22 protein-coding genes are annotated in these 23501 nt (G+C 55.7%); 13 read left to right on the top strand and 9 right to left on the bottom strand.

Annotation, left to right across the window (positions count from 1 at the left end):
- Positions 1 to 109: 109 nt before the first annotated feature.
- Both AC2LB6_RS20450 and metB read right to left on the bottom strand, forming a co-directional pair.
- The gene (locus tag AC2LB6_RS20450; protein ID WP_490094915.1) at positions 110 to 2545 is read right to left on the bottom strand and encodes a bifunctional aspartate kinase/homoserine dehydrogenase II; all 2436 of its coding nucleotides are present in this window, start codon (positions 2543 to 2545) and stop codon (positions 110 to 112) included.
- A 2-nt stretch (positions 2546 to 2547) separates the two neighbouring features.
- Entirely contained in the window at positions 2548 to 3708 is a 1161-nt protein-coding gene (gene metB, locus AC2LB6_RS20445) for a cystathionine gamma-synthase (protein WP_490094914.1), read from the bottom strand.
- A gap of 273 nt (positions 3709 to 3981) precedes the next feature.
- On the opposite strand from metB, the gene metJ reads away from it, so the two are divergent.
- Positions 3982 to 4299 carry a met regulon transcriptional regulator MetJ gene (gene metJ / locus AC2LB6_RS20440; protein WP_009088019.1) on the top strand — a complete coding sequence of 106 codons (318 nt, stop codon included), beginning with the start codon at positions 3982 to 3984 and terminating at the stop codon, positions 4297 to 4299.
- Positions 4300 to 4378: 79 nt separating this feature from the next.
- Here the strand turns inward: metJ and rpmE are convergent, their stop codons facing one another.
- A complete protein-coding gene (gene rpmE, locus AC2LB6_RS20435) occupies positions 4379 to 4594 on the bottom strand; it encodes a 50S ribosomal protein L31 (protein ID WP_003851227.1) in 216 nt (71 codons plus the stop codon).
- A 225-nt stretch (positions 4595 to 4819) separates the two neighbouring features.
- Here rpmE and priA point away from each other — a divergent pair, with 225 nt between their 5' ends.
- The 6 genes from priA to rraA all read left to right on the top strand — a co-directional run bounded on the left by priA (position 4820) and on the right by rraA (position 11986).
- Positions 4820 to 7015, top strand: a complete 2196-nt coding sequence (gene priA, locus AC2LB6_RS20430) for a primosomal protein N' (RefSeq protein WP_490094913.1) — start codon at positions 4820 to 4822, stop codon at positions 7013 to 7015.
- A gap of 165 nt (positions 7016 to 7180) precedes the next feature.
- Complete coding sequence (gene cytR / locus AC2LB6_RS20425; protein WP_490094912.1) at positions 7181 to 8218, top strand: DNA-binding transcriptional regulator CytR; 1038 nt, start codon at positions 7181 to 7183, stop codon at positions 8216 to 8218.
- Between the two features lie 152 nt (positions 8219 to 8370).
- Positions 8371 to 9375, top strand: coding sequence for a cell division protein FtsN (gene ftsN / locus AC2LB6_RS20420; protein WP_490094911.1), 1005 nt, complete (start codon positions 8371 to 8373; stop codon positions 9373 to 9375).
- A gap of 88 nt (positions 9376 to 9463) precedes the next feature.
- Entirely contained in the window at positions 9464 to 9994 is a 531-nt protein-coding gene (hslV, locus tag AC2LB6_RS20415) for an ATP-dependent protease subunit HslV (RefSeq protein ID WP_003851234.1), read from the top strand.
- A 10-nt stretch (positions 9995 to 10004) separates the two neighbouring features.
- Positions 10005 to 11342 (top strand): ATP-dependent protease ATPase subunit HslU, encoded by a 1338-nt coding sequence (gene hslU / locus AC2LB6_RS20410; RefSeq protein WP_090967185.1) that lies wholly within the window; start codon positions 10005 to 10007, stop codon positions 11340 to 11342.
- 158 nt (positions 11343 to 11500) lie between these two features.
- On the top strand, positions 11501 to 11986 hold the full coding sequence (rraA, locus tag AC2LB6_RS20405) for a ribonuclease E activity regulator RraA (RefSeq protein ID WP_009088032.1): 486 nt from the start codon (positions 11501 to 11503) through the stop codon (positions 11984 to 11986).
- Positions 11987 to 12039: 53 nt separating this feature from the next.
- On the opposite strand, the gene zapB is transcribed toward rraA, so the two are convergent.
- The gene (gene zapB / locus AC2LB6_RS20400) at positions 12040 to 12279 is read right to left on the bottom strand and encodes a cell division protein ZapB (protein ID WP_003851242.1); all 240 of its coding nucleotides are present in this window, start codon (positions 12277 to 12279) and stop codon (positions 12040 to 12042) included.
- Positions 12280 to 12684: 405 nt separating this feature from the next.
- Here zapB and AC2LB6_RS20395 point away from each other — a divergent pair, with 405 nt between their 5' ends.
- The 3 genes from AC2LB6_RS20395 to glpX all read left to right on the top strand — a co-directional run bounded on the left by AC2LB6_RS20395 (position 12685) and on the right by glpX (position 16188).
- Positions 12685 to 13539: an MIP/aquaporin family protein gene (locus AC2LB6_RS20395; protein WP_490094910.1), complete on the top strand. Its 855-nt coding sequence runs from the start codon at positions 12685 to 12687 to the stop codon at positions 13537 to 13539.
- A 30-nt stretch (positions 13540 to 13569) separates the two neighbouring features.
- The gene (gene glpK, locus AC2LB6_RS20390) at positions 13570 to 15081 is read left to right on the top strand and encodes a glycerol kinase GlpK (protein ID WP_179899254.1); all 1512 of its coding nucleotides are present in this window, start codon (positions 13570 to 13572) and stop codon (positions 15079 to 15081) included.
- Between the two features lie 96 nt (positions 15082 to 15177).
- Positions 15178 to 16188 carry a class II fructose-bisphosphatase gene (gene glpX / locus AC2LB6_RS20385; protein ID WP_490094909.1) on the top strand — a complete coding sequence of 337 codons (1011 nt, stop codon included), beginning with the start codon at positions 15178 to 15180 and terminating at the stop codon, positions 16186 to 16188.
- Here glpX and emrD read toward each other — a convergent pair.
- Entirely contained in the window at positions 16178 to 17371 is a 1194-nt protein-coding gene (emrD, locus tag AC2LB6_RS20380; RefSeq protein WP_490094908.1) for a multidrug efflux MFS transporter EmrD, read from the bottom strand. The genes glpX and emrD overlap by 11 nt on opposite strands.
- 273 nt (positions 17372 to 17644) lie before the next feature.
- On the opposite strand from emrD, the gene fpr reads away from it, so the two are divergent.
- Positions 17645 to 18391: a ferredoxin--NADP(+) reductase gene (gene fpr, locus AC2LB6_RS20375; protein WP_490094907.1), complete on the top strand. Its 747-nt coding sequence runs from the start codon at positions 17645 to 17647 to the stop codon at positions 18389 to 18391.
- Here fpr and AC2LB6_RS20370 read toward each other — a convergent pair.
- Positions 18382 to 18816 carry a DUF805 domain-containing protein gene (locus AC2LB6_RS20370; protein ID WP_490094906.1) on the bottom strand — a complete coding sequence of 145 codons (435 nt, stop codon included), beginning with the start codon at positions 18814 to 18816 and terminating at the stop codon, positions 18382 to 18384. The two genes, fpr and AC2LB6_RS20370, sit on opposite strands and share 10 nt — an antisense overlap.
- 98 nt (positions 18817 to 18914) lie before the next feature.
- On the opposite strand from AC2LB6_RS20370, the gene AC2LB6_RS20365 reads away from it, so the two are divergent.
- On the top strand, positions 18915 to 19505 hold the full coding sequence (locus tag AC2LB6_RS20365; RefSeq protein WP_090967192.1) for a DUF1454 family protein: 591 nt from the start codon (positions 18915 to 18917) through the stop codon (positions 19503 to 19505).
- Positions 19506 to 19625: 120 nt separating this feature from the next.
- On the top strand, positions 19626 to 20393 hold the full coding sequence (gene tpiA, locus AC2LB6_RS20360; protein WP_090967193.1) for a triose-phosphate isomerase: 768 nt from the start codon (positions 19626 to 19628) through the stop codon (positions 20391 to 20393).
- A 28-nt stretch (positions 20394 to 20421) separates the two neighbouring features.
- Here the strand turns inward: tpiA and AC2LB6_RS20355 are convergent, their stop codons facing one another.
- The 3 genes from AC2LB6_RS20355 to pfkA all read right to left on the bottom strand — a co-directional run bounded on the left by AC2LB6_RS20355 (position 20422) and on the right by pfkA (position 23451).
- Entirely contained in the window at positions 20422 to 21195 is a 774-nt protein-coding gene (locus tag AC2LB6_RS20355; protein ID WP_490094905.1) for a CDP-diacylglycerol diphosphatase, read from the bottom strand.
- A 162-nt stretch (positions 21196 to 21357) separates the two neighbouring features.
- Positions 21358 to 22347 carry a sulfate ABC transporter substrate-binding protein gene (locus tag AC2LB6_RS20350; protein WP_490094904.1) on the bottom strand — a complete coding sequence of 330 codons (990 nt, stop codon included), beginning with the start codon at positions 22345 to 22347 and terminating at the stop codon, positions 21358 to 21360.
- A gap of 141 nt (positions 22348 to 22488) precedes the next feature.
- A complete protein-coding gene (pfkA, locus tag AC2LB6_RS20345; RefSeq protein WP_003851263.1) occupies positions 22489 to 23451 on the bottom strand; it encodes a 6-phosphofructokinase in 963 nt (320 codons plus the stop codon).
- Positions 23452 to 23501: the final 50 nt, after the last annotated feature.

Here is a 23501-nt window from a genome sequence, read left to right as displayed (position 1 = left end):
TTAAAAACGGTCAGCAGCCGTGATTAATTTTCAACCAACATGAAGGAGATTCAACAGGAGAGAGATAAGGCATTGAATAACAGGCGCCGAAGCGCCTGAGGAAGAGAAATTACAGCAGTTGGGCGAGGCGATTAATATCTGACTGGATGGCACCAGCGGTGACATCCCGTCCAGCACCCGGCCCACGGATCACCATCGGATTATCGCGGTACCAGCGACTCTCAATCGCAAAGACGTTGTCGCACGGCAGCAGCGAGGCCAGCGGATGTTCCGGACGCACCGCTTCCACACCCACGCGCGCCTTGCCGTTGGCATCAAAACGGGCAACGTAACGCAGCACCAGGTCCATCTCCTGCGCGGCTTCCAGTCGCTGCAGCATCTGCTCGTTCAGTTCTTCGCCATTTTCAAAGAAGTGGTCGACGGATCCCTGCTGACAGTTATTGGGCACCAGCGATTCAACCCGCACCTGATCCGGCTCGATGTTGTAGCCTGCTTCACGCGCCAGGATCACCAGCTTGCGCATCACATCCTGACCCGAAAGATCGGCGCGTGGATCAGGCTCGGTCAGGCCCTGCTGCCAGGCCTGATCCACCAGCTCGGTAAAGGGCACCGTGCCATCAAACTGCAGGAACAGCCACGACAGCGTGCCGGAGAAGATCCCGCTGATCGCCAGAATGGTATCGCCGCTGTCACGCAGATCGCGCACCGTGTAGTTGATCGGCAGGCCTGCACCAACCGTGGCGTTATAAAGCCAGTGACGCCCGGTTTTGGTAAAGGCATCACGAATCTGCCGCCAGGTCTGACTGTCTGACGCACCCGCGACCTTATTAGCGCTGATCACGTGAAAACCGTGGCTGGCGAAGTCGAGATACTGCTGCGCCAGCGGTGTGCTGGCGGTGACATCCAGCACCACCAGGTCATCAAACGGGTGAGCACGCATCCACAGGAACAGCGACTCTTCATCGCGTTCCACCGCTTCATCATCAAAGAAGGCGAGTGCCCGGCTGGCATCCAGCCCGTCATAGCTCAGCAGGCTGCGACGGCTATCCGCGACGCCCGCCAGCACAAATTCAAAGCCGGTTCGCGCTGACAGCGTTTCCTGATCGCGGGCAAACAGCTCCAGCCAGCGTGAACCGATATTGCCTTTGCCAAACAGCATCAGGCCGATGCGCTTTTCTGCCCGGAACAGCGACTGATGCAGTCCCTGAATCAGATGCTGAGTCGGGCCGACGCGCAGCACCGCGACTACGCTGATATGCTCTTCTGACTGCCAGATGAACTCAACTGGCTGATCTTTTAACTGCTGCCAGAAACGATGGGTATGCAGCGGATTGCGGGTAACGCCTGCACCCACCAGCGCCACCAGCGCCAGTCCGTCGCGCAGCTGCAGATGGCCCGGTAAACCGGCATCCTGTAGCAGCGTAAAGGCGCTGTTGACCACTTCGGAGGTATAACAGAGCTGCAGTAGTTGACGGTCAGGATGAACGCCAAACGCCAGCGGACGCAGCTGCGCGCGCTTCAGCAGCAGGTCGATCTCTTTGTGCAGGATGGCGAAGTCATGCTGCTCTGGCAGCTGAATCTCAATCAGGCAAACATCATCATGGCTGGTGACGATACGCGCGCCCGTCCCGGAGGCCAGCACGCGTTCAATTCGGGTTGAGCCCTGCTCCGGCTGATAACTGCAGCGCAGTTGCAGGTCGATATCACTGCCGGAAACCGGCTGCAGAGTACGCGTATGCAGCACCGGTGCAGCCAGACGCGCCAGCTCACTGGCTTCATCCAGCCTTAACAACGGCAGCAGACAGGCATCAGAGACCTTGCGGGGATCGGCACTGTAGACACCCGCCACATCGCTCCAGATCGTCACACGTCCGACACCCGCCAGCGCACCAATCTGCGTAGCGGAATAGTCGGAGCCGTTGCGGCCAAGCAGGACGGTTTCACCGGCGTCGTTGCGGCTGATAAATCCGGTCACCACGATGCGCTTGTGTGGATGCTGTGCCAGCAAAGTCTGCAGCAGCGGCCAGGATTTACCTTCATCCACCTGCGGTTGAGCAGCACGTTCAGCGCGCAGAAACTCACGCGCATCCAGCCAGCAGGCCTGCAGGTCACGCTGGCTCATCACCGCTGACATCAGGCGTGCCGACCAGACTTCACCGTGCCCGACCACTTCTGCATAGACCGCATCGGTGATCGGCGCATCCAGCAGGGCAGCCAGCTTTTCGAGATCGCGGATAAACGCGGTAATTAAAGGTTCGGCGATCTCAGCAGGCAGCAGCGCACTGATCAGTTCGCTCTGGTAGCGCCGTAAAGCCTGTTGCACCTGGTGCGCGGAGAGGCGATCGTTCTGGCTCAGCTTCAGCCAGCTAATCAGCTGGTTGGTGGTTGAGCCTGCCGCAGACACCACCATCAGATCGCCCGGCTGGCTATAGTCCGCCATAATGCTGGCAACGCGCTGATAGCAGCGTGCATCGGCCAGGCTGCTGCCGCCAAACTTATGCAACTGCCTGGTGTTCGGCGTTCCCGCGCCTGCTGAAATCGTCATGCTTAACCCTCGGCTGCGACCCGGAATGCATTATCCAGATCGGCAATTAAATCTTCGTGATCTTCAATACCGACAGAAACCCGTAGCAGCGTATCGGAAATGCCCGCTGCCGCACGTGCTTCTGCCGACATCCCGGCGTGCGTCATGGTGGCGGTATGGGAGATCAGACTCTCTACTCCGCCCAGCGATTCCGCCAGCGTAAATAGCCGCAACGCTTTCAGGAAGCGGCGCAGCAGCGCCTCATCACCATCAACTTCAAAACTCAGCATGGCACCAAAGCCACGCTGCTGACGTACGGCATGTTCGTGTCCGGCGTTTTCCGGCAGCGAAGGATGATACAACTTTTTCACCAGCTTCTGCTTCTTCAGATACTCAACAATCGCGAGTGCGTTGCGTTGTGCGGCTGCAATGCGTGGCGACAGCGTACGAATCCCGCGCAGCAGCAGATAACTGTCAAACGCCGCGCCGGTCACACCAATATTATTCGCCCACCAGGCCAGGTCGGTTGCCAGTTGCGGATCTTTAGCAATCACCGCACCTGCTACCACATCGGAGTGGCCATTGAGGTATTTGGTACAGGAATGGATCACCAGATCGGCACCCAGCGCCAGAGGGTTCTGCAGCGCCGGACTCATAAAGGTATTGTCCACCACGCTGATGGCACCTGCCGCGCGGGCAGCGGCGCAAATCGCGCTGATATCCACCACGCGCAGCAGCGGATTGCTGGGGCTTTCAATCAGCACCAGTTTAGGGTTTTCATCCAGTGCAGCCTGCAGCGCCACCGGGTCGCCCTGATCGACAAATTTCACCCGATACGCGCCGCGCTTGCTCAGGCTGTCAAACAGCCGATAGCTGCCGCCATAACAGTCGTGTGGCGCAACCAGCAGATCGCCAGGCTTCAGGAACACCGTCGTAACCAGGTGAATCGCCGACATCCCGGTATTAGTTAATACCGCGCCCGCTCCTCCTTCCAGTTCGGCCAGGGTACGCTGTACGACATCACGTGTGGGGTTGCCACGACGGGAGTAGTCATGCGCACGAGGCTCATTGAAATCCAGGAAGTTATAGGTCGTTGAGAGATGAATTGGCGGGACAACGCAGCCATATTGCTCGTCATCATTCAAACCGCTGCGCACTGCAATGGTTGCTGGTTTACGCGTCATGAGCAAATTGTTCCTGAAGAGTGAATAAAATGTAGGCCACAGGATATCATCCTCTAATTAGACGTCAATACATCTGGACATCTAAATGTCTTTGCGTATAGATTGAGCAAAAACGCAATAACCGCTAAAATTATGCGTCATCGCCTGGCGTTCCCCTCTGAGATGCAGAGGCAGTGAGCGAAGAAAACCCGCCATATCAGGGGTCAGGCAGGAAAAAATCAGGCATAATCCGCTGATTTCCTAACATTTAACGTTTATTAATTAAGGTAACCCATGGCTGAATGGAACGGCGAATATATCAGCCCGTACGCTGAGCACGGTAAGAAGAGCGAGCAGGTCAAGAAGATCACAGTATCTATCCCATTGAGCGTGCTGAAGATTTTAACGGATGAGCGTACCCGTCGTCAGGTGAACAACCTGCGTCACGCCACCAACAGCGAGCTGCTTTGCGAAGCTTTTTTACATGCCTTTACGGGCCAACCGCTGCCGGATGACGTCGATCTGCGCAAAGAGCGCAGTGATGAGATTCCGGAAGAAGCAAAAGCAATCATGCGCCAGATGGGTGTCGACCCGGATACCTGGGAGTATTGATCTTTCAGCCATAAAAAAACCCAGCCGAAGCTGGGTTTTTTCTTGCCGCCGAACCCGCAGGTTCAGGTGCCTTTTAATCTTATTTTTTAGCGCCTGGCACGCTGAAACGCTTGTTAAAGCGGTCAACACGGCCACCAGTTGCCACTTCACGCTGCTTACCAGTATAGAACGGGTGGCATTTGCCACAAACGTCCAGGTTCAGTTCGTGAGTCAGTGTTGAACGGGTGTGGATCTCGTTGCCGCAGGTACATTTGATAGTAACTGCTTCGTATTTCGGGTGAATACCTTGTTTCATGGGAAACCTCATAGAAGGCCGTGTCGCTCTCCGTGCCAGGCGTTAACCTGCACAGCACCACACGCGGTTGAACATTATAGGGTGTACTCCGGCCAGATCTTTCTCACCGAAGGCGGCATATTATACAGGTAAGTTTCGATTGCTGCAAATATATGCTGAGATACCCGCCATCAGGGTCAGCGTGTACACTAGCTTCCCTGATGATTGAGCCGGAAAGAGAGAGTTATGCCCGTAGTCCAGGTTGCCCTGCCCATCCCCTTGCCCCGCCTGTTTGATTATCTGCCGCCCCAGGGTGCGCAGCCGGTCATTGGCGGTCGTGTGAGTGTGCCCTTTGGCAATCGCAGGATGATCGGGATTGTGGTCGCCTTTCGTGACAGCAGCGATCTGCCGGAAGCGCAACTCAAACGCGTGATCGAGGTGCTGGATAGTGAGTCACTCTATCCACCCTCGCTGTGGCGCATTCTTAACTGGGCCGCCAGCTATTATCACTCGCCGCAGGGCGAAGTGCTGAGCCACGCGATTCCGGTGCTGCTGCGCCAGGGCAAAGCGGCGCAGGACAATCCCCTGTGGCGCTGGGAAATTACCGAGCAGGGCCGGGCGACGGCACCGGAAACGTTAAAGCGGGCACCGAAACAGCAGCAGGCGCTGGCTGCTCTACGTCAGCAACCGCTCTATCGTCATCAGGTCACTGAACATGATCTGACAGAGGCGACGCTACAGGCATTGCGGGCCAAAGGGCTATGCGAACTGCATGAGCATCAGCCGCAGATGCACGACTGGCGTACTACCTATGCCGTGAAAGGCGAACGTCTGCGACTGAATACGGATCAGGCGATGGCCGTAGGTGCGATTCGGGCAGATGATGAACATTATGCTGCGTGGCTGCTGGCGGGCATCACCGGCTCCGGAAAAACCGAAGTTTACCTTAGTGTGCTGGAAAATGTGCTGGCACGCGGTAAACAGGCGCTGGTGCTGGTGCCTGAGATTGGCTTAACCCCGCAGACTATCGCCCGCTTTCGCGAACGTTTTGATGCGCCCATTGATGTGCTGCACTCCGCCCTGAATGACAGTGAGCGGCTGGCGGTGTGGTTACGTGCGCGGCGAGGCGAAACAGCGATTGTGATTGGCACCCGATCTGCCCTGTTTACACCAATGGCACGTCCTGGCGTCATCATTATTGATGAAGAGCATGACAGCTCCTATAAACAGCAGGAAGGCTGGCGCTATCAGGCGCGCGATCTGGCCGTTTTCCGTGCGCATGAAGAGGATATCCCGATCGTGATGGGATCGGCGACACCCGCTCTGGAGACGCTGCACAATGTTCGCAGCGGCAAGTATCGCCAGCTCGACCTGACAAAGCGTGCCGGGAACGCAAAAACGGCACTGCAACAGCTTATCGACTTAAAAGGCGTGCAGCTGATCGGCGGCCTGGCACCGGGCCTGATTGGTAAAATGCGCCAGCACCTGCAGGCCGATAATCAGGTGCTGCTATTTCTCAACCGTCGCGGCTTTTCGCCTGCTCTGCTCTGTCACGATTGCGGCTGGATTGCCGAATGTACCCGCTGTGACCGCTACTACACGCTGCATCAGCATCATCGCCAGCTTCGCTGCCACCATTGCGACAGCCAGCGTCCGCTGCCTAATCAATGCCCGCAATGTGGTTCAACGCATCTGCTGCCGGTAGGCGTCGGGACTGAGCAACTGGAGCAGCAACTCGGCACACTCTTCCCTGGCGTGCCGGTGTCGCGAATCGATCGTGATACGACCAGCCGCAAAGGTGCGCTGGAGCAGCATCTGGCTGACGTCCATCGCGGTGGCGCACGTATTCTGGTCGGCACGCAGATGCTGGCCAAAGGTCACCACTTCCCCGATGTCACGCTGGTGTCGCTGCTGGATGTCGATGGCGCGCTGTTCTCAGCCGATTTTCGTGCGGCGGAACGCTTTGCTCAGCTCTATACCCAGGTCGCCGGTCGCGCTGGCCGTGCCGGCAAACAGGGCGAGGTGCTGCTGCAGACGCACCACCCGGAACATCCGTTATTGCAGACGCTGCTGCATCAGGGTTATTCAGCGTTTGCTCAGCAGGCACTGCTGGAGCGACAGGCGGTTCACCTGCCGCCCTGGACTCGCCATGCGCTGTTCCGCGCAGAAGATATGGATAACCAGCAGGCGGCGGAATTCCTGCAGCAACTTCGCAATTTGCTGGAAGCGAGCCCGCTGAATGACAAGGCGATGTGGTTTATGGGTCCGCTGCCTGCCCTGCAGCCCAAACGCAGTGGACGCTGGCGCTGGCAACTGCTGCTTCAGCATCCTTCCCGTCAGCGTCTGCAACAGCTGCTGAGCAGTTCATTGCCGCTGGTTTCCACGCTGCCCGCCGCGCGCAAAGTGAAATGGACGCTGGATATTGATCCGACAGAGAGCTGATTTTTTCTGACACTGCGAGCCAGATCGAAAAATGTCGCATAAGTCACAATTTTTATGCAAATTAAGTAACAACCAGCCGGGCAATCGTTAACAATGTTGCCCGGTTTGCTTTCAGGTCAGGCAAAAAACAGAATCGAACGCGCCATAACGCGTCAGGAGCATGTGTTGGAGCAGAATCAACAACCGCCCGCCGCCACGATGAAGGATGTCGCGGAACACGCGGGCGTCTCAACCGCCACCGTATCGCGTGCGCTGATGAATCCGGAGAAGGTTTCTGCGGCCACCCGCCAGAAAGTCGAGCTGGCGGTTGCTGCCGTCGGCTATGCGGCACATGGCCCCACGCGCAACGCGCGTCGTAATGAGACGCGTACCATCCTGGTCATTGTCCCTGACATCTGCGATCCCTTCTTTAGTGAAATCATTCGTGGCGTCGAAGTCACGGCAGCCGAAGAGGGCTATCTGGTGCTGATTGGCGACTGCGCCCATCAGAATCAGCAGGAGAGAACCTTTCTCAACCTGATGGTTACGCGACAGATCGATGGCATGGTGCTGCTCGGCTCACAACTGCCTTTTGATGCCAGCATTGACGAGCAACGCAACCTGCCACCGATGGTGATGGCGAATGAGTTTGCGCCGGAAATGTCACTGCCCACAGTCCACATCGATAACCTGACCGCCGCATTTGAAGCGGTAAATCATTTACTGCAGTTGGGTCACACGCAGATCGCCTGTATCGCCGGGCCGGAAGAGATGCCACTCTGCCAGTATCGTCTGCAGGGGTATGTGCAGGCGATGCGCCGCAGCGGGCTGACGGTCGACCCCACCTATATTGTGCGCGGTGACTTTACATTTGAGGCGGGGGTTACCGCCATGAATCAGCTGATGACCCTGCCGCAACCGCCGCGCGCCCTCTTCTGCCACAGCGATATCATGGCGCTGGGGGCGATGAATCAGGCCAGACGCTGTGGATTGCGGATACCTGAAGATCTCTCGGTGGTCGGATTCGATGACATTGAGCTATCACGTTACTGCGAGCCGCCGCTGACCACAGTCACCCAGCCACGCTACCAGATAGGCCGGGAAGCGATGCTTCTGTTACTGGATGAGTTAAATGGCAAACGAGTGATCAGCGGGTCACGGCTGCTGGATGCCGGTTTAACCATTCGTGGCAGCACAGCGCGAGCAAAAAAGCGTGAAAAATAAGCGTATTCGTCTGATCTTTTCAGTAGATTCTTAAAGCGAACACTGCTGGTCAAAGTTCCGACCCTTAAGTAACATGGCGGACTCCTTGCCGGGCGCGTAAAAATCATCATTTCGCCCATCTGGCACTATTTTTGAAGGGTATAAGAACGAGAGTGGCACAAAAAGATTACGTAGGCCGCGGGCGTTCAACAGGGACGCGTCGCAAAAAAAGCCCCAGCCGTGGCAAGAAGAGCAAAGGCGGTTCGGGAACATCTAAGCTGATGATTGTACTGGCGGTCGCAGTGTTGGTGACCTTTGCCGGTGGTTTATGGTTCCTGGCGCATCACAAGAAAGAAGACGTGCCGGTCATTACGGATCATAAAGCCAACGGCAATGGCTTACCACCGAAGCCTGAAGAGCGCTGGAAATATATTAAAGAGCTGGAGAACCGTCAGGTTACTGTGCCGACGCCTATCGAACCCTCTTCGGGTGGCGAAGTGAAGTCGCAGACACAGCTGACCGACGAGCAACGCCAGTTGCTGGAACAGATGCAGGCTGATATGCGTCAGCAGCCAACGCAGCTCAACGAAGTGCCGTGGAATGAACAGACGCCGGCGCAACGTCAGCAGACGCTGCAGCATCAGCAGCAATTGCAACAGCTGCAACGTCAACAGCAGCAGGTTCAGCAGCAACAGACACAGCAACAACAGCAACAACAGCAGCAACAACGTCAGCAGTTGCAGGCTCAGCAGCAACAGCAACGCCAGCAGCAGTTGCAGCAACAACAACAGCGCCAACAACAGCAGCAATTGCAACAACAGCAACGTCAGCAGCAGCAGCAGCAGCAAAATGTACAGCGCCAGTCGCAACCTGCGCCGATAACGCGGGAACCGGAAGTGGAGTCAAAACCGCAGGAGACCGCGAAGGCGAAACCGGCGGAGAAAGCCTCTTCGCAGCGCTGGATGGTGCAGTGTGGTTCGTTTAAAGGCACTGACCAGGCTGAATCGGTACGTGCGGGCTTAGCCTTTGAAGGGTTTGAAAGCCGCATTACCACCGGTGGCGGCTGGAATCGTGTTGTTATCGGTCCGTATAAAGATCGTGCATCCGCTGACAGCACCCTGAAACGTCTGCGCAGTTCCGGACACTCCAGCTGTATTCCGCTCTCCGTCGGGGGTTGAAACCCGTTAAACCCGCCCCATATCTGTTGCATGATACTCCGCGGCCCATGCGCGGAGTCCTTTTCCGACAGCAACAAGGGGTCTGCCCGTGACAACAATAGTAAGTGTACGACGCAACGGCCAGGTAGTGATTGGCGGTGATGGCCAGGCTACGCTCGGCAATACCGTGATGAAAGGCAACGTTAAAAAAGTGCGTCGTTTATACAACGATAAGGTGATTGCCGGATTTGCTGGCGGCACCGCAGACGCCTTCACCCTGTTTGAACTTTTCGAACGTAAACTGGAAATGCATCAGGGCCACCTGGTGAAAGCAGCGGTGGAGCTGGCCAAAGACTGGCGTACTGACCGTATGCTGCGTCGCCTTGAAGCTTTACTGGCCGTCGCAGATGAGTCAGCCTCACTGATCATCAGTGGTAACGGTGACGTCATCCAGCCTGAAAACGATCTGATCGCCATCGGCTCCGGTGGGCCTTTCGCCCAGGCAGCGGCACGTGCGCTGCTGGAGAATACCGAAATGGGCGCACGCGACATTGTCGAGAAGTCGCTGAATATCGCGGGTGATATCTGCATCTACACTAACCACAACGTTAATTTCGAAGAATTAACGTCTAAGGCGTAAGGGTATAAATATGTCTGAGATGACTCCACGCGAAATCGTCAGCGAACTGAACCGTTTTATCATCGGCCAGGATAGCGCTAAACGCGCCGTAGCTATTGCACTGCGCAACCGCTGGCGCCGCATGCAGCTCGACGAAGAGCTGCGCCATGAAGTGACCCCTAAAAACATTCTGATGATCGGTCCGACAGGTGTCGGTAAAACCGAGATCGCGCGTCGTCTGGCTAAGCTGGCCAATGCACCGTTCATCAAAGTAGAGGCGACGAAGTTTACCGAAGTCGGTTATGTCGGTAAGGAAGTGGACTCTATCATTCGTGACCTGACCGATTCGGCCATTAAGATGGTGCGCAGTCAGGCGATTGAAAAGAACAAATATCGTGCCGAAGAGATGGCCGAAGAGCGCATTCTTGATGTGCTGATTCCACCAGCGAAAAACAACTGGGGCCAGTCAGAACAGAGCGCTGAACCGTCAGCGGCGCGCCAGTCGTTCCGCAAGAAGCTGCGCGAAGGCCAACTGGACGATAAAGAGATTGAGATCGATCTGGCTGCCAGCAGTCCAGGCGTCGAAATCATGGCCCCTCCAGGCATGGAAGAGATGACCAGCCAGCTGCAGTCGATGTTCCAGAACCTCGGCGGCCAGAAGCAGAAAGCCCGCAAGCTGAAGATCAAAGAAGCGATGAAGCTGCTGATCGAAGAAGAAGCGGCAAAACTGGTTAACCCGGAAGAGCTTAAGCAGGATGCGATTGAAGCGGTCGAGCAGCACGGTATCGTGTTCATTGATGAAATCGACAAAATCTGTAAGCGTGGCGGCCAGAATGCGGGCGGCCCGGATGTTTCTCGCGAAGGCGTTCAGCGCGACCTGCTGCCGCTGGTTGAAGGCTGCACCGTCTCGACCAAGCATGGCATGGTGAAAACCGACCACATCCTGTTTATCGCCTCAGGTGCGTTCCAGGTTGCCAGCCCTTCCGATCTGATTCCGGAACTTCAGGGTCGTCTGCCGATTCGTGTTGAGCTGCAGGCGCTGACCGTCAATGATTTCCAGCGCATCCTGACCGAGCCGAATGCCTCGATTACCGTGCAGTACAAAGCACTGATGAATACCGAAGGCGTGAACATTGAGTTCACCGAAGAGGGTATTCGCCGGATAGCTGAAGCCGCATGGCAGGTTAACGAAACCACCGAAAACATTGGTGCGCGCCGCCTGCATACCGTGCTGGAGCGTCTGATGGAGGATATCTCGTATGACGCCAGCGATCGTCACGGTGAATCCTTTACCATTGATGCTGACTATGTGGCTAAACACCTGGATGAACTGGTGGCTGACGAAGACCTCAGCCGCTTCATTCTCTGATTCACTGATTCAGCTCTTTTTAGAAGCCCAGCCCACCCGGCTGGGCTTTTTTATGCATGTTCTTGATCGAACGATGCTTTTTTCATACTGATGATTTTGCCAACAATCTGCATATAGCGATATACTTACCCTTCCTGTGGCAAACAGACGAAACCCTTATGAAATACGATACATCTGAACTCTGCGATATCTACCATGAAGAAGTGAATGTTGTTGAACCGCTTTTTTCAAATTTTGGTGGGCGCACTTCATTCGGTGGTCAGATTACCACAGTGAAATGCTTTGAAGACAACGGCTTACTCTACGATCTGCTGGAAGAGAATGGCCGGGGTCGCGTACTGGTGATTGATGGTGGCGGCTCAGTGCGTCGTGCGCTGGTCGATGCGCAGCTGGCACGTCTGGCGGCCACCAACGAGTGGGAAGGCCTGGTGATTTACGGTTCGGTACGTCAGGTTGATGAACTGGAAGAGCTGGAGATTGGCATTCAGGCCATTGCCGCGATTCCGGCAGGCGCTGCAGGTGAAGGAATTGGCGAAAGCGATGTGCGCGTCAATTTCGGCGGTGTCACCTTCTTCTCCGGCGACCATCTCTATGCCGACAACACCGGTATCATTCTGTCAGAAGATGCGCTGGACCTCGAATAGGCCAGATATGAAAACGGGTGCCAGAGCACCCGTTTTTCACATCAGCTGAGGCTTCAAACCTCTTCCATTTTTCCCAGCAATGCACGCAGACGTTCCTGCCACACGTGTTGCTCTTCTTTCAGGTGCTGATTTTCGCGCATCAGCGCATCGTGGTTGCCCGCGACTTGTTGCGCATCGTTACGCAGTGAGTTGTTCTGCTCTTTCAGCTCTTCGATTTCCATCTGCAACAGGGTGATGGTATCAATCGCCTGCTGTACTTTCGCTTCAAGTTTCTCAAATACTTCAAATGACATCTTTCTGACCTCTCCTAAATTCCTGCAAGGCGTTGATGATGCCAGCTTAAGCCAGCAACGTTGTCCCGATTGTATGTAGCCTCACCCCTCAAGTCCAGCAACGCGGCCGCTACGGGCGTAGTCTGTAACACTTTTCAGCCAATCCCTGAATTTACGCTGCGCTTACGGCGGTTCCTTTCCGATACTGGTCCGTCCTCCCGATAATCAGGCGCGAATATGGGCTAAGGAAAGCCAGAATACGCGAAAACGCGCATTTTTATGACGCAGTACACAAAAAACGATTTCGCTATTTCTCGTTTATGTTCGTTAACGATAAATTCACATCAGCCCTACATTAAAGCTGGGTGCCTCATGGACTGAGAACAAAAACTGATAAAATTTAACCTCGCTTCAGGAACCACTATTATGAGTCAGACAACTAACACGCTCAAAGGTCAGTGTATTGCCGAATTTCTGGGGACAGGCTTGATTATTTTCTTTGGTGCAGGCTGCGTGGCTGCACTGAAACTCGCCGGTGCCGCCTTCGGTCAGTGGGAAATCTGTATCATCTGGGGTCTTGGCGTTTCCATGGCCGCCTACCTTACCGCAGGCATTTCGGGCGCGCACCTCAACCCGGCAATTACCGTTGCACTCTGCCTGTTTGCTAATTTTGAAGGACGTAAAGTTCTGCCTTACATCGTATCGCAGATTGCCGGTGCCTTTTGTGCCGCGGCGCTGGTATACGGTCTCTACTACAGCCTGTTTATTGATTATGAGCAGAGCCACCAGATGGTGCGCGGCACGGTTGAAAGTCTCGACCTGGCAGGCATCTTCTCAACCTACCCTAATCCACATATCGGTGTCGGCCAGGCCTTCCTGGTTGAGATGGTCATCACTGCGGTATTAATGGCGGTCATTATGGGTCTGACGGATGACGGCAACGGCATTCCACGTGGCCCACTGGCTCCACTGCTGATTGGCCTGCTGGTTGCGGTTATTGGTGGCTCAATGGGCCCTCTGACCGGCTTCGCCCTTAACCCGGCTCGTGATTTCGGACCGAAGATCTTCGCATGGCTTGCAGGCTGGGGTAACGTTGCCTTTACCGGTGGTCGTGACATCCCTTACTTCCTCGTGCCGATTTTTGGCCCGCTGGTCGGCGCCTGCCTGGGGGCAGTAGGTTATCGCACACTGATTGGCCGCTACCTGCCAGGTACCGCCCAGGAACCTGCAAGTGTTCCAGCAGAAAAACCGGTTGCACGCGCTCAGCAGCGTAAAGCGTAAGTTTCACTTTTTATCATCAGGACTGAATTTATGACTACCACAGATAAAAAATATATTGTCGCGCTCGATCAGGGCACAACCAGTTCGCGTGCCGTCGTTCTCGACCACGACTCCAATATCGTCGCGGTATCGCAGCGCGAATTCACCCAGATCTACCCGAAAGCGGGTTGGGTTGAACATGATCCGATGGATATCTGGGCTTCACAAAGCTCAACGCTGGTTGAAGTGCTGGCCCATGCCGACATCCGCTCTGATGAGATCGCGGCAATCGGTATTACCAACCAGCGCGAAACCGCTATCGTCTGGGAAAAAGAGACCGGCAAGCCGATCTACAACGCCATCGTCTGGCAGGATCCCCGCACCGCTGACTACTGTCACAAACTGAAGAAAGAGGGTCTGGAAGAGTATATCCAGCACACGACCGGTCTGGTGATTAACCCCTACTTCTCTGGAACCAAAGTGAAGTGGATCCTGGATCACGTTGAAGGCTCGCGTGAGCGTGCAAAACGTGGCGAGCTGCTGTTCGGTACCGTCGATACCTGGCTGGTCTGGAAAATGACTCAGGGACGCGTGCACATCACCGACTACACCAACGCCTCCCGTACCATGATGTTCAACATTCACAAGCTGGAGTGGGATCAGCGCATGCTGGATATCCTGGATATCCCGCGTGAAATGCTGCCAGAAGTGAAGTCCTCTTCTGAAGTCTACGGTCAGACCAACATCGGTGGTAAAGGCGGTACACGTATTCCTATCGCCGGTATCGCCGGTGACCAGCAGGCTGCGCTGTATGGCCAGCTGTGTGTACAGCCTGGCATGGCGAAAAATACCTACGGCACCGGTTGCTTCATGCTGATGAACACCGGTACTGAAGCGGTGACCTCAACCCACGGCCTGCTGACCACCATCGCCTGTGGCCCGCGCGGTGAAGTGAACTATGCGCTGGAAGGTGCCGTGTTTATCGGTGGTGCTTCTATTCAGTGGCTGCGTGATGAAATGAAGCTGATTAGTGAAGCGGCTGACTCTGAATACTTCGCGATGAAAGTGAAAGACACCAACGGCGTTTATATGGTGCCTGCTTTCACCGGCCTGGGCGCACCTTACTGGGACCCGTATGCCCGTGGCGCGATCTTCGGTCTGACGCGCGGTGCGAACTCTAATCACATCATCCGTGCGACACTGGAGTCGATCGCTTATCAGACGCGTGACGTGCTGGAAGCGATGCAGAACGATGCCAACACTCGCCTGCAGGCGCTGCGTGTGGATGGTGGTGCGGTGTCCAACAACTTCCTGATGCAGTTCCAGGCTGACATCCTCGGCACCCGTGTTGAGCGTCCGGAAGTGCGTGAAGTGACCGCGCTGGGTTCTGCGTATCTGGCGGGTCTGGCTGTTGGCTTCTGGCAGGATCTGGATGAAGTGCGCTCTAAAGCAGTTATCGAGCGTGAGTTCCGTCCAAGCCTGGAAACCACCGAGCGTAACTTCCGTTATGCTGGCTGGAAAAAAGCCGTTGCCCGCGCACAGGCGTGGGAAGAACAGGAGTAATATTAAAGCCCGCGACGCTGGCCGTCGCGGGCCTTTTCCCCGCCCTTCTGCCCCGCTGTGTTACACTGCCTGCCGGTTTTTTGTCAGGTAGATGCCATGAAACGAGAACTTGCCATTGAATTTTCCCGCGTAACCGAAGCTGCCGCTCTGGCAGGCTATCACTGGTTAGGACGCGGCGACAAAAATGCGGCTGACGGTGCGGCTGTCCATGCCATGCGTCATGTCCTGAACTCCATTGAAATTGACGGTCAGATTGTGATCGGTGAAGGCGAAATCGACGAAGCTCCAATGCTTTATATCGGTGAAAAAGTCGGTACCGGTCGCGGCGATGCGGTCGATATTGCCGTCGATCCGATTGAAGGTACCCGCATGACGGCGCTTGGCCAGGCGAATGCGCTGGCTGTGATGGCCGTGGGCGATAAAGGTAGCTTCTTGCACGCCCCCGACATGTACATGGAAAAACTGATCGTTGGCCCGGCAGCACAGGGCGCGATCGACCTCGACCTGCCGCTGGAAACCAACCTGCGTAATATCGCGATAGCGATGAACAAACCGCTGTCGCAGCTGACCGTGTCGATTCTGGCAAAGCCGCGCCATGATGCGGTGATCAGCCAGTTGCAGCAGCTGGGCGTGCGGGTGTTTACCTTCCCGGATGGCGATGTCGCCGCCTCAATTCTGACCTGCATGCCGGACAGCGAAGTGGATGTGATGTATGGCATTGGCGGCGCACCGGAAGGCGTGGTCTCTGCGGCAGTGATCCGCGCGCTGGACGGCGATATGGAGGGCCGGTTGCTGGCACGTCACCACGTTAAAGGCGATAACGCTGAAAACCGTCGGCTCGGCGAGCAGGAGTTGCAGCGATGTGCAGAGATGGGAATTGAAGCGGGTAAGAAGCTAACGCTAGGTGAGATGGCGCGCAATGACAACGTGGTGTTTGCCGCCACCGGCATTACCAGTGGCGAGTTACTGAAAGGCATTACACGTCAGGGAAATATCGCCACCAGCGAAACCCTGCTGATTCGCGGTAAATCACGCACCATTCGCCGCATCCAGTCGATTCACTATCTCGACCGTAAAGATCCGGCGCTCCATCCGTTTATCCTGTAACCGGCTGGTTGCCGCGCTCCGGCTGACGTGAGAGCGGCAACCAACAGAGCAGCATCACCAGCGCCGTGAAGAACATCAGCATGCCAAGGCTGAACTGATCGCGCTGCGGCATCATGGCTGACAGCCACGCCACCAGGCCCGATCCCAGGTTCTGCATCCCGCCAATCAGTGCTCCCGCGCTACCTGCCAGCCAGGCATACGGCTCCATTGCCCCTGAAGTCGCCAGCGGGAACAGCATGCCAGCGCCAAAGAAGAACAGCGCGGCAGGCACCAGCAGCGTCCAGATATTCATTACGCCGAACCATGCCGGGATCCACATCAGGATGCCCGCCAGCAGACAGCTATTCACGCCCCACCACATCAGGCTGTGCCATGAGCCCTGCTCGCGCCCGGCGAACCAGGCACCGAAGAACGCCGCCGGAATCGGCAGGATGAACAGGATGCTGACGGTCAGGCTGTGCAGGCCGAGCACGCCGCCGAGCAGCACGCCACAGCTCGACTCAAATACCGCAATCCCGGCCAGCGCGCCAATCAGCAGCACAATGTAGCGAACAAAATTCGCATCGCTGAGCAGGCGGGCGTAGCGTTTGAAGAACGGTGTCACTTCCGCGCTCTGTGGCCGGGTTTCCGGCAACCAGCGCGCCATAGATACGGTGACCGCCAGACAGAGCAGCAGCAGAAAAGCGAAACAGGCGTGCCAGCCAAACAGCTGGGTCAGCAGCGCGCCAATCACCGGTGCCAGCAGCGGGCTGACCAGAATACCCATATTAAGTAAGCTGTTAGCACGGCGCAGCGCGTGCCCCTCATAGAGATCACGCGGCATAGTACGAGCCATTACGCCAGCCACGCCGGTTCCAAGTCCCTGAATAGCGCTGCCGAACACCAGCATATCGAGTGAGGTCGCCATCAATGCCGTGATTGCGCCGATCATAAAGATCATCATGCCTGCCAGGATCACCGGACGCCGACCGACGCTGTCTGACAGCGGGCCGTAGATCAGTTGGGATCCGCCATAGGTCATCAGATAGGCCGCCATCACACGCTGCAGCGCGCCATCCCGCACATTCAGAGCGTCCGCCATCACCGACATCGCCGGGACGTAGATGGTCTGTGCCATCTGCCCGACAGCCACCAGCACAATGAGCATCACCAGCAGAGGGCGATTTTCCAGTTTACTAATCATGATTATGCAAAATTTCTTTCTATGAAATGAGGTTAAAACAGCGGTTCACCCGCCAGTCATCATGTTATGGCGGGCAAAATATCAGGATTAGATGACAAAGCGAGAGGCAGACCGAAAGGTCCCGGCTTGCGCCTGTCAAGTTTATGCGCCAGCCTGTAAAGACAAAGCAACAGTTTGTCGATTAGAGCCTTTGCCAGGGCGCAGGCTGGCATTCTCACCGCCTAGTCGCGAAAATAGAACCCTGCCTGAATAATCAACAACCAGGGAGTGATTATGGCTGAGTGGGTCAATGCTGAAGTAAAGGAAGTGAAAAACTGGACGGACGCGCTGTTCAGTCTGCGGGTAAAAGCGCCCATCGATCCCTTTATTGCCGGGCAATTTGCCAAGCTGGCACTGGAAATCGACGGTGAGCGGGTGCAGCGCGCTTACTCTTTCGTCAATGCGCCGAAAGATGACCTGCTGGAGTTTTACCTGGTTACCGTGCCCGATGGCAAGCTGAGTCCGCATCTGCAGGCACTTCAGCCTGGCGATAAGGTGATGGTCACTAAAGAAGCCGCGGGATTCTTTGTGCTCGATGAAGTCCCGGAGTGCAAAACCTTATGGATGCTGGCAACCGGTACCGCTATTGGCCCTTACCTTTCCATGCTGCAGCAGGGCGAAGGACTGGATCGCTTTGAAAACATCGTGCTGGTCCATGCCGCACGCTATGCGGCTGACCTGAGCTTTCTGCCACTGATGCAGCAGCTGCAGCAGCGTTATCAGGGCAAGCTGCACATCCAGACGGTGGTGAGCCGCGAAGAGATCCCCGGTTCGCTGACGGGCCGGGTTCCGGCGCTGATCGAAAATGGCGAGCTGGAGCGTGCCACAGGATTAACGCTGGATGCCGACAGCAGCCATGTGATGCTGTGCGGTAACCCGCAAATGGTGCGTGATACCCAGCAATTACTGAAAGAGACGCGCGAGATGCGGAAGCACCTGAAGCGCAAGCCGGGCCATATCACCAGCGAACATTACTGGTGAGCCGTTTGCCGGTATCGCACCGGCTGGGTCGCGGTACCAAACCGGTTAGCGCCGGGGGTGCCGCGAAAAACGCCAAGTTCGAGCAACAGGCCAGCGAGTAACACAAAGGGAATGGCGCGACCCAGCAGCCAGGGCAAAATGCCGCCCAGCATGCCCCAGTTTCCCGCCACCAGCAGCCAGGCAACAATCACCAGAAATCCCCAGTAGCCGGGACGATTGCGATCGTGCAGGCGTTTCACAATGACTGCACTGGCGGGCCACAGCAGGCAGACCACGCCAAAGGCCGCCATCTGAGTATCAACCCAGTCGTTTGCTGCCAGGGTGAATAACAGTGTCGTTGTCAGCAACCAGACCGCCTGCCAGATCCAGAAATCACGTCGTCCCAGACGGCCGCGCCAGGAAAAACACCATTGTTGTAACGTCATGCATTATCATCCAGAGAGAAGAGAATCGCCGCGCTTTTGACCTCGCGGATAAAAACCGTTTTAATTTGCGCCTGAGTTTACGGGTTAGGATCGACAAAATGAAGAATTTGCCTGGCGCACTGCTGTTATCGTTTGCGCTGACGGTTCCGGTCTTTGCCGCCGATCCGCCACCGCAGGAACGGCCCGATGCGTTGCCCACCGCGCCCTATCTGCTGGCGGGCGCTCCCACCTTTGATATGACTATCGGCCAGTTTCGCGAAAAGTATAATCTGGCCAATGCGACGCTGATGCTGCCGGAATATCGCGCCATTGATAATCGGGGTGACAAAAGTAACCTGACGCGCGCCGCCAGCAAAATCAATGAAACTCTCTATGCATCCACCGCGCTGGAACCCGGCACTGGCAAAATCAAGACGCTGCAGATTACCTGGCTGCCACTACCAGGCCCGGATCAGAACGCCTCGCAGCAAAAAGCGCTGGCCTACATGACCGCCATGCTGCGCTTCTTTGTACCGGGACTCAGCGCCGACGAGGGACGTAAAAAGCTGGAAGATTTGCTGAAGGAAGGTAAGGATTTGCCCTACTTTGCGCAGGTCGACGGCGCGCTCCGTTTTGTGGTGGCTGACAACGGCGACAAGGGGCTGACCTTCGCCGTTGAGCCGGTAAAACTGGCGCTCGCCAACCCCTGAGGATGTGGCTGAAAATGACGAAAAGCAAAGCTATCGCTACATTTGATCTCTATACTGTCTGGCAGACAACGCTGCCATCTGGCAGCGATTTTTCATGTATCGCTTTATGCGGAGGATAGAATGCGACATCCACTGGTTATGGGTAACTGGAAGTTGAATGGCAGCAAGCAGATCACAGCTGAACTGATCGCGGGTCTGCGTAAGGAACTGTCTGGCGTAGAGGGTTGTGGCGTCGCCATTGCACCGCCAGCACTCTATCTCGAGCAGGCAAAACACGCCATCTCCGGTAGCCACATCGCACTGGGTGCGCAGAACGTGGACGTTAACCTGTCTGGCGCGTTTACCGGTGAAGTTTCCGCAGAAATGTTGAAAGATATCGGCGCGAAATACATCATTATCGGTCACTCAGAACGCCGCACTTATCACAAAGAGAGCGACGAGTTCATCGCGAAGAAATACGCGGTACTGAAGTCAGTAGGTCTGATTCCAGTGCTGTGCATTGGTGAAACCGAAGCAGAAAACGAAGCGGGTAAAACCGAAGAAGTCTGCGCTCGTCAGCTGGATGCTGTTCTGGAAACTCAGGGCGCCGAAGCGTTCAAAGATGCGGTTATCGCGTATGAGCCAGTCTGGGCCATCGGTACCGGCAAATCTGCGACCCCTGCTCAGGCACAGGCCGTGCACAAATTCATTCGTGATCATATCGCGAAGAAAGATGCGGCTATCGCAGAACAGGTCATCATTCAGTATGGCGGCTCAGTGAACGACAAGAATGCTGCAGAGCTGTTCACCCAGCCTGATATCGATGGCGCGCTGGTTGGCGGTGCGTCACTGAAAGCAGATGCTTTCGCGGTAATCGTTAAAGCTGCGGCGGCTGCAAAAAGCGCCTAAGCATTAGCATTCCGGTAAGGGGCGGCGCTTAAGCCGCCTTTTTTATGGGCGCAATCAGCCCACAGGCATGATCCTGCAACTCCTCCGCCGAACCACTGTTCAGCAGCAGCCAGTTCCGCTCTATCGCCATCAGCACCAGTCGCCCATCGCTTAACTCAGCCAGTGCCAGCCCATATTTCCCCATCTCTGTGCGTGCCTCTGCCCGCTCATCGGCCAGCCGGATAAAGGCACTCTGCTGAGTCAGCTCATCTGCCGTAAGGGCTCGCAGCCAGTAGCGGTGCTTACGCAGCCTAATGTCCTGCCACTGACCGCTAAGCTGCGGCGTCAGCTGATCCAGCTGCTGACGCACATCGGGTCGCAGACAGGAGAGATGAATATGGAGCTGGTTCTGCGTACGGCCATACTGTGAATTGATCGCCAGTGACAGAACCCGATCAGCAATGGGTGAGCCGCGTCGCTGTGCAAGCAGGGTTCGTTCATGCCAGGCAAGGGCAAAGTAGTTGGGCGTAGCGGGTTGCAGTAACCGCGGGCTTTCGATGCCGGTGATTTTGTCGAGCGGGATCAGAAGATACTGTAACGGCCCATTCATATCTTTCAGCATGGCATAGCGATGCTGCTGATCGACACCCTGACAGGGCGCAGGGTCTCCGCTGCTCTGCTGATGAGGCACACATTTCTCGCTGACGATCTGCCACAGCGCATCACTGTTCTTTTTGAAATGCAGTGCGGCAACAAGTATCCCCGCAATAACCAGCATCAGCAGAACCGCAACCAGGCTGATTGCACGACGATTTGTCGGCATAACAACGCTTCCTGAATGGTTTAGCAGCCTGCATCCTCGCCTGGTGGGAAAAAAATGTCACGGGGAATTCGGGCAGATAACCCAGCAGCCGGGCAGAGAAAAGCGAAAGGCGGGGTTGTTGCGGATAAGCGGTCAGCGCAGAGAGGCACTGACCGCAATCTGTTACGGTTTCATGACCTGGTCATAGCTGCCGCCATCGGCGAAGTGGGCTTTCTGAGCCTGTGCCCAGCCACCAAACTTGTCCTGAATGGTGAACAGCTTCACAGGCGCAAACTGGCTGGCGAATTTCTTCGCGACTTCAGCATCACGCGGACGATAGTAGTTCTGCGCAGCGATAGTCTGACCTTCTGGCGAGTAGAGGTATTTAAGATAAGCGTCTGCGACTTTACGCGTTCCCTTTTCATCCACCACTTTATCGACCACTGATACGGTGGGTTCAGCCAGAATCGATTCGCTCGGGGTAACAATCTCGAACTTGTCTTTACCCAGCTTGTTAACCGCCAGATAGGCTTCGTTTTCCCAGGCGATCAGTACATCACCAATCCCGCGTTCAACGAAGGTGTTAGTTGCGCCGCGCGCACCGGAATCCTGCACTTCAACATTTTTAAACAGCGCTCTGACGTACGCCAGCGCTTTGGCCTGATCGCCATTATTATGATCCAGCGCCCAGCCCCAGGCCGCCAGATAGTTCCAGCGTGCGCCGCCGGAGGTTTTCGGGTTAGGGGTAATCACGGACACGCCGGGTTTGGTCAGGTCGCTCCAGTCATGAATGCCCTTGGGATTATCTTTACGTACCAGGAAGACAATGGTGGACGTGTAAGGCGCAGAGTTGTCTGGCAGACGCTGAATCCAGTTCTTATCAATACGACCGCGTTCTGCAATAGCATCGACATCTGATTGCAACGCCAGCGTGACCACATCCGCACGGATGCCGTTAATCACTGAGGTTGCCTGCTTGCCGGAACCGCCATGCGACTGACGGACCACGACATTATCGCCGGTTTCCTGTTTATAGTGCGCACTGAACGCTTTGTTGTACTGTTCGTACAACTCACGCGTTGGATCGTAGGAAACATTTAACAGCTGAATGTCTTTAGCCAGAACGCTGGTTGAGGCCAGCAACAGGGTAACGCCGATACTCCACTTGTTCATTACGCACTCTCCCAATGTCGTTATGGGTTGAGCGTGACATAAACCATTACAGAGCTAAAAGAATTAAAAATAAGCTGTTATAACCAAGGGGAATATAGGAGGGGTGCCGGGGCGTGCTGTGCAGCACACCCCGCAGCGGAATTAATAGAGCTTTTTCGCCGTGTCGAGCCAGTCGCGCTTGAACGGACGTTTCATGTTTTCAATCGCGTCGACGATGTCGTGATGCACCATCTTCTCATTCTGAATACCTACGCAACGGCCGCCGTAACCCTGCATCAGCAGTTCAATGGAGTAAGCGCCCATGCGTGAGGCCAGAATACGGTCATACGCACAAGGGGCACCGCCACGCTGAATATGGCCCAGAACAGTCGAACGGGTTTCACGTTTGGTTTCTGTTTCAATGAAACGCGCCAGATCGTCGATATCGCAGATGTGCTCGGTAATCGCCACAATAGCGTGCTTTTTACCTTTGGCGATGCCCGCTTTGATTTCCGCTACCAGCTCTTCGCGGGTATACGGGAACTCCGGCAGGACGATGAACTCACAGCCACCGGCAATCGCCGCCGCCAGGGTCAGATCGCCACAGTAGCGCCCCATCACTTCAACAATCGAAATACGCTGATGTGAAGATGAGGTGTCACGCAGGCGGTCAATCGCTTCAACCACGGTTTCCAGCGCAGTGAAGTACCCGATGGTGTAATCCGTTCCGGCCACATCATTGTCGATGGTACCTGGCAGACCGATGCAGGGGAAGCCCATTTCAGTCAGGCGCTTAGCACCCATGTAGGAGCCGTCACCCCCAATCACCACCAGCGCATCAATACCGCGCTTTTTCATGTTCTCAATGGCAACCTGACGCACATCTTCGTTACGGAACTCAGGGAAACGCGCTGAGCCCAGGAAAGTGCCGCCGCGGTTAATCATGTCGGAGACGCTATAGCGATCAAGATTGATCATGCGATCTTCGTACAATCCCAGATAACCGTCATAGATCCCAAAAACTTCCAGTCCTTCACTCAGCGCGGAACGAACCACTCCACGAATAGCTGCGTTCATGCCTGGGGCGTCACCGCCGCTGGTTAATACACCAATTTTTTTGATCATGACAACCTCTGGATTGTTCAAACTAAGGGTTAATCCTGCCTGTCGATCGC

This window comes from Pantoea sp. RCC30.1 (genome assembly GCF_058148845.1).
The sequence above is the reverse complement of the archived record's forward strand: the minus strand, read 5'-3'. Positions and strand labels throughout refer to the sequence as shown.

Coding starts and splice junctions, on each gene's coding strand:
- AC2LB6_RS20450 (WP_490094915.1), bottom strand. CDS start 2,545: ATGACGATTTCAGCAGGCGCGGGAACGCCGAACACCAGGCAGTTGCAT.
- metB (WP_490094914.1), bottom strand. CDS start 3,708: ATGACGCGTAAACCAGCAACCATTGCAGTGCGCAGCGGTTTGAATGAT.
- metJ (WP_009088019.1), top strand. CDS start 3,982: ATGGCTGAATGGAACGGCGAATATATCAGCCCGTACGCTGAGCACGGT.
- rpmE (WP_003851227.1), bottom strand. CDS start 4,594: ATGAAACAAGGTATTCACCCGAAATACGAAGCAGTTACTATCAAATGT.
- priA (WP_490094913.1), top strand. CDS start 4,820: ATGCCCGTAGTCCAGGTTGCCCTGCCCATCCCCTTGCCCCGCCTGTTT.
- hslU (WP_090967185.1), top strand. CDS start 10,005: ATGTCTGAGATGACTCCACGCGAAATCGTCAGCGAACTGAACCGTTTT.
- rraA (WP_009088032.1), top strand. CDS start 11,501: ATGAAATACGATACATCTGAACTCTGCGATATCTACCATGAAGAAGTG.
- zapB (WP_003851242.1), bottom strand. CDS start 12,279: ATGTCATTTGAAGTATTTGAGAAACTTGAAGCGAAAGTACAGCAGGCG.
- AC2LB6_RS20395 (WP_490094910.1), top strand. CDS start 12,685: ATGAGTCAGACAACTAACACGCTCAAAGGTCAGTGTATTGCCGAATTT.
- glpK (WP_179899254.1), top strand. CDS start 13,570: ATGACTACCACAGATAAAAAATATATTGTCGCGCTCGATCAGGGCACA.
- glpX (WP_490094909.1), top strand. CDS start 15,178: ATGAAACGAGAACTTGCCATTGAATTTTCCCGCGTAACCGAAGCTGCC.
- emrD (WP_490094908.1), bottom strand. CDS start 17,371: ATGATTAGTAAACTGGAAAATCGCCCTCTGCTGGTGATGCTCATTGTG.
- fpr (WP_490094907.1), top strand. CDS start 17,645: ATGGCTGAGTGGGTCAATGCTGAAGTAAAGGAAGTGAAAAACTGGACG.
- AC2LB6_RS20370 (WP_490094906.1), bottom strand. CDS start 18,816: ATGACGTTACAACAATGGTGTTTTTCCTGGCGCGGCCGTCTGGGACGA.
- AC2LB6_RS20365 (WP_090967192.1), top strand. CDS start 18,915: ATGAAGAATTTGCCTGGCGCACTGCTGTTATCGTTTGCGCTGACGGTT.
- tpiA (WP_090967193.1), top strand. CDS start 19,626: ATGCGACATCCACTGGTTATGGGTAACTGGAAGTTGAATGGCAGCAAG.
- AC2LB6_RS20355 (WP_490094905.1), bottom strand. CDS start 21,195: ATGCCGACAAATCGTCGTGCAATCAGCCTGGTTGCGGTTCTGCTGATG.
- AC2LB6_RS20350 (WP_490094904.1), bottom strand. CDS start 22,347: ATGAACAAGTGGAGTATCGGCGTTACCCTGTTGCTGGCCTCAACCAGC.
- pfkA (WP_003851263.1), bottom strand. CDS start 23,451: ATGATCAAAAAAATTGGTGTATTAACCAGCGGCGGTGACGCCCCAGGC.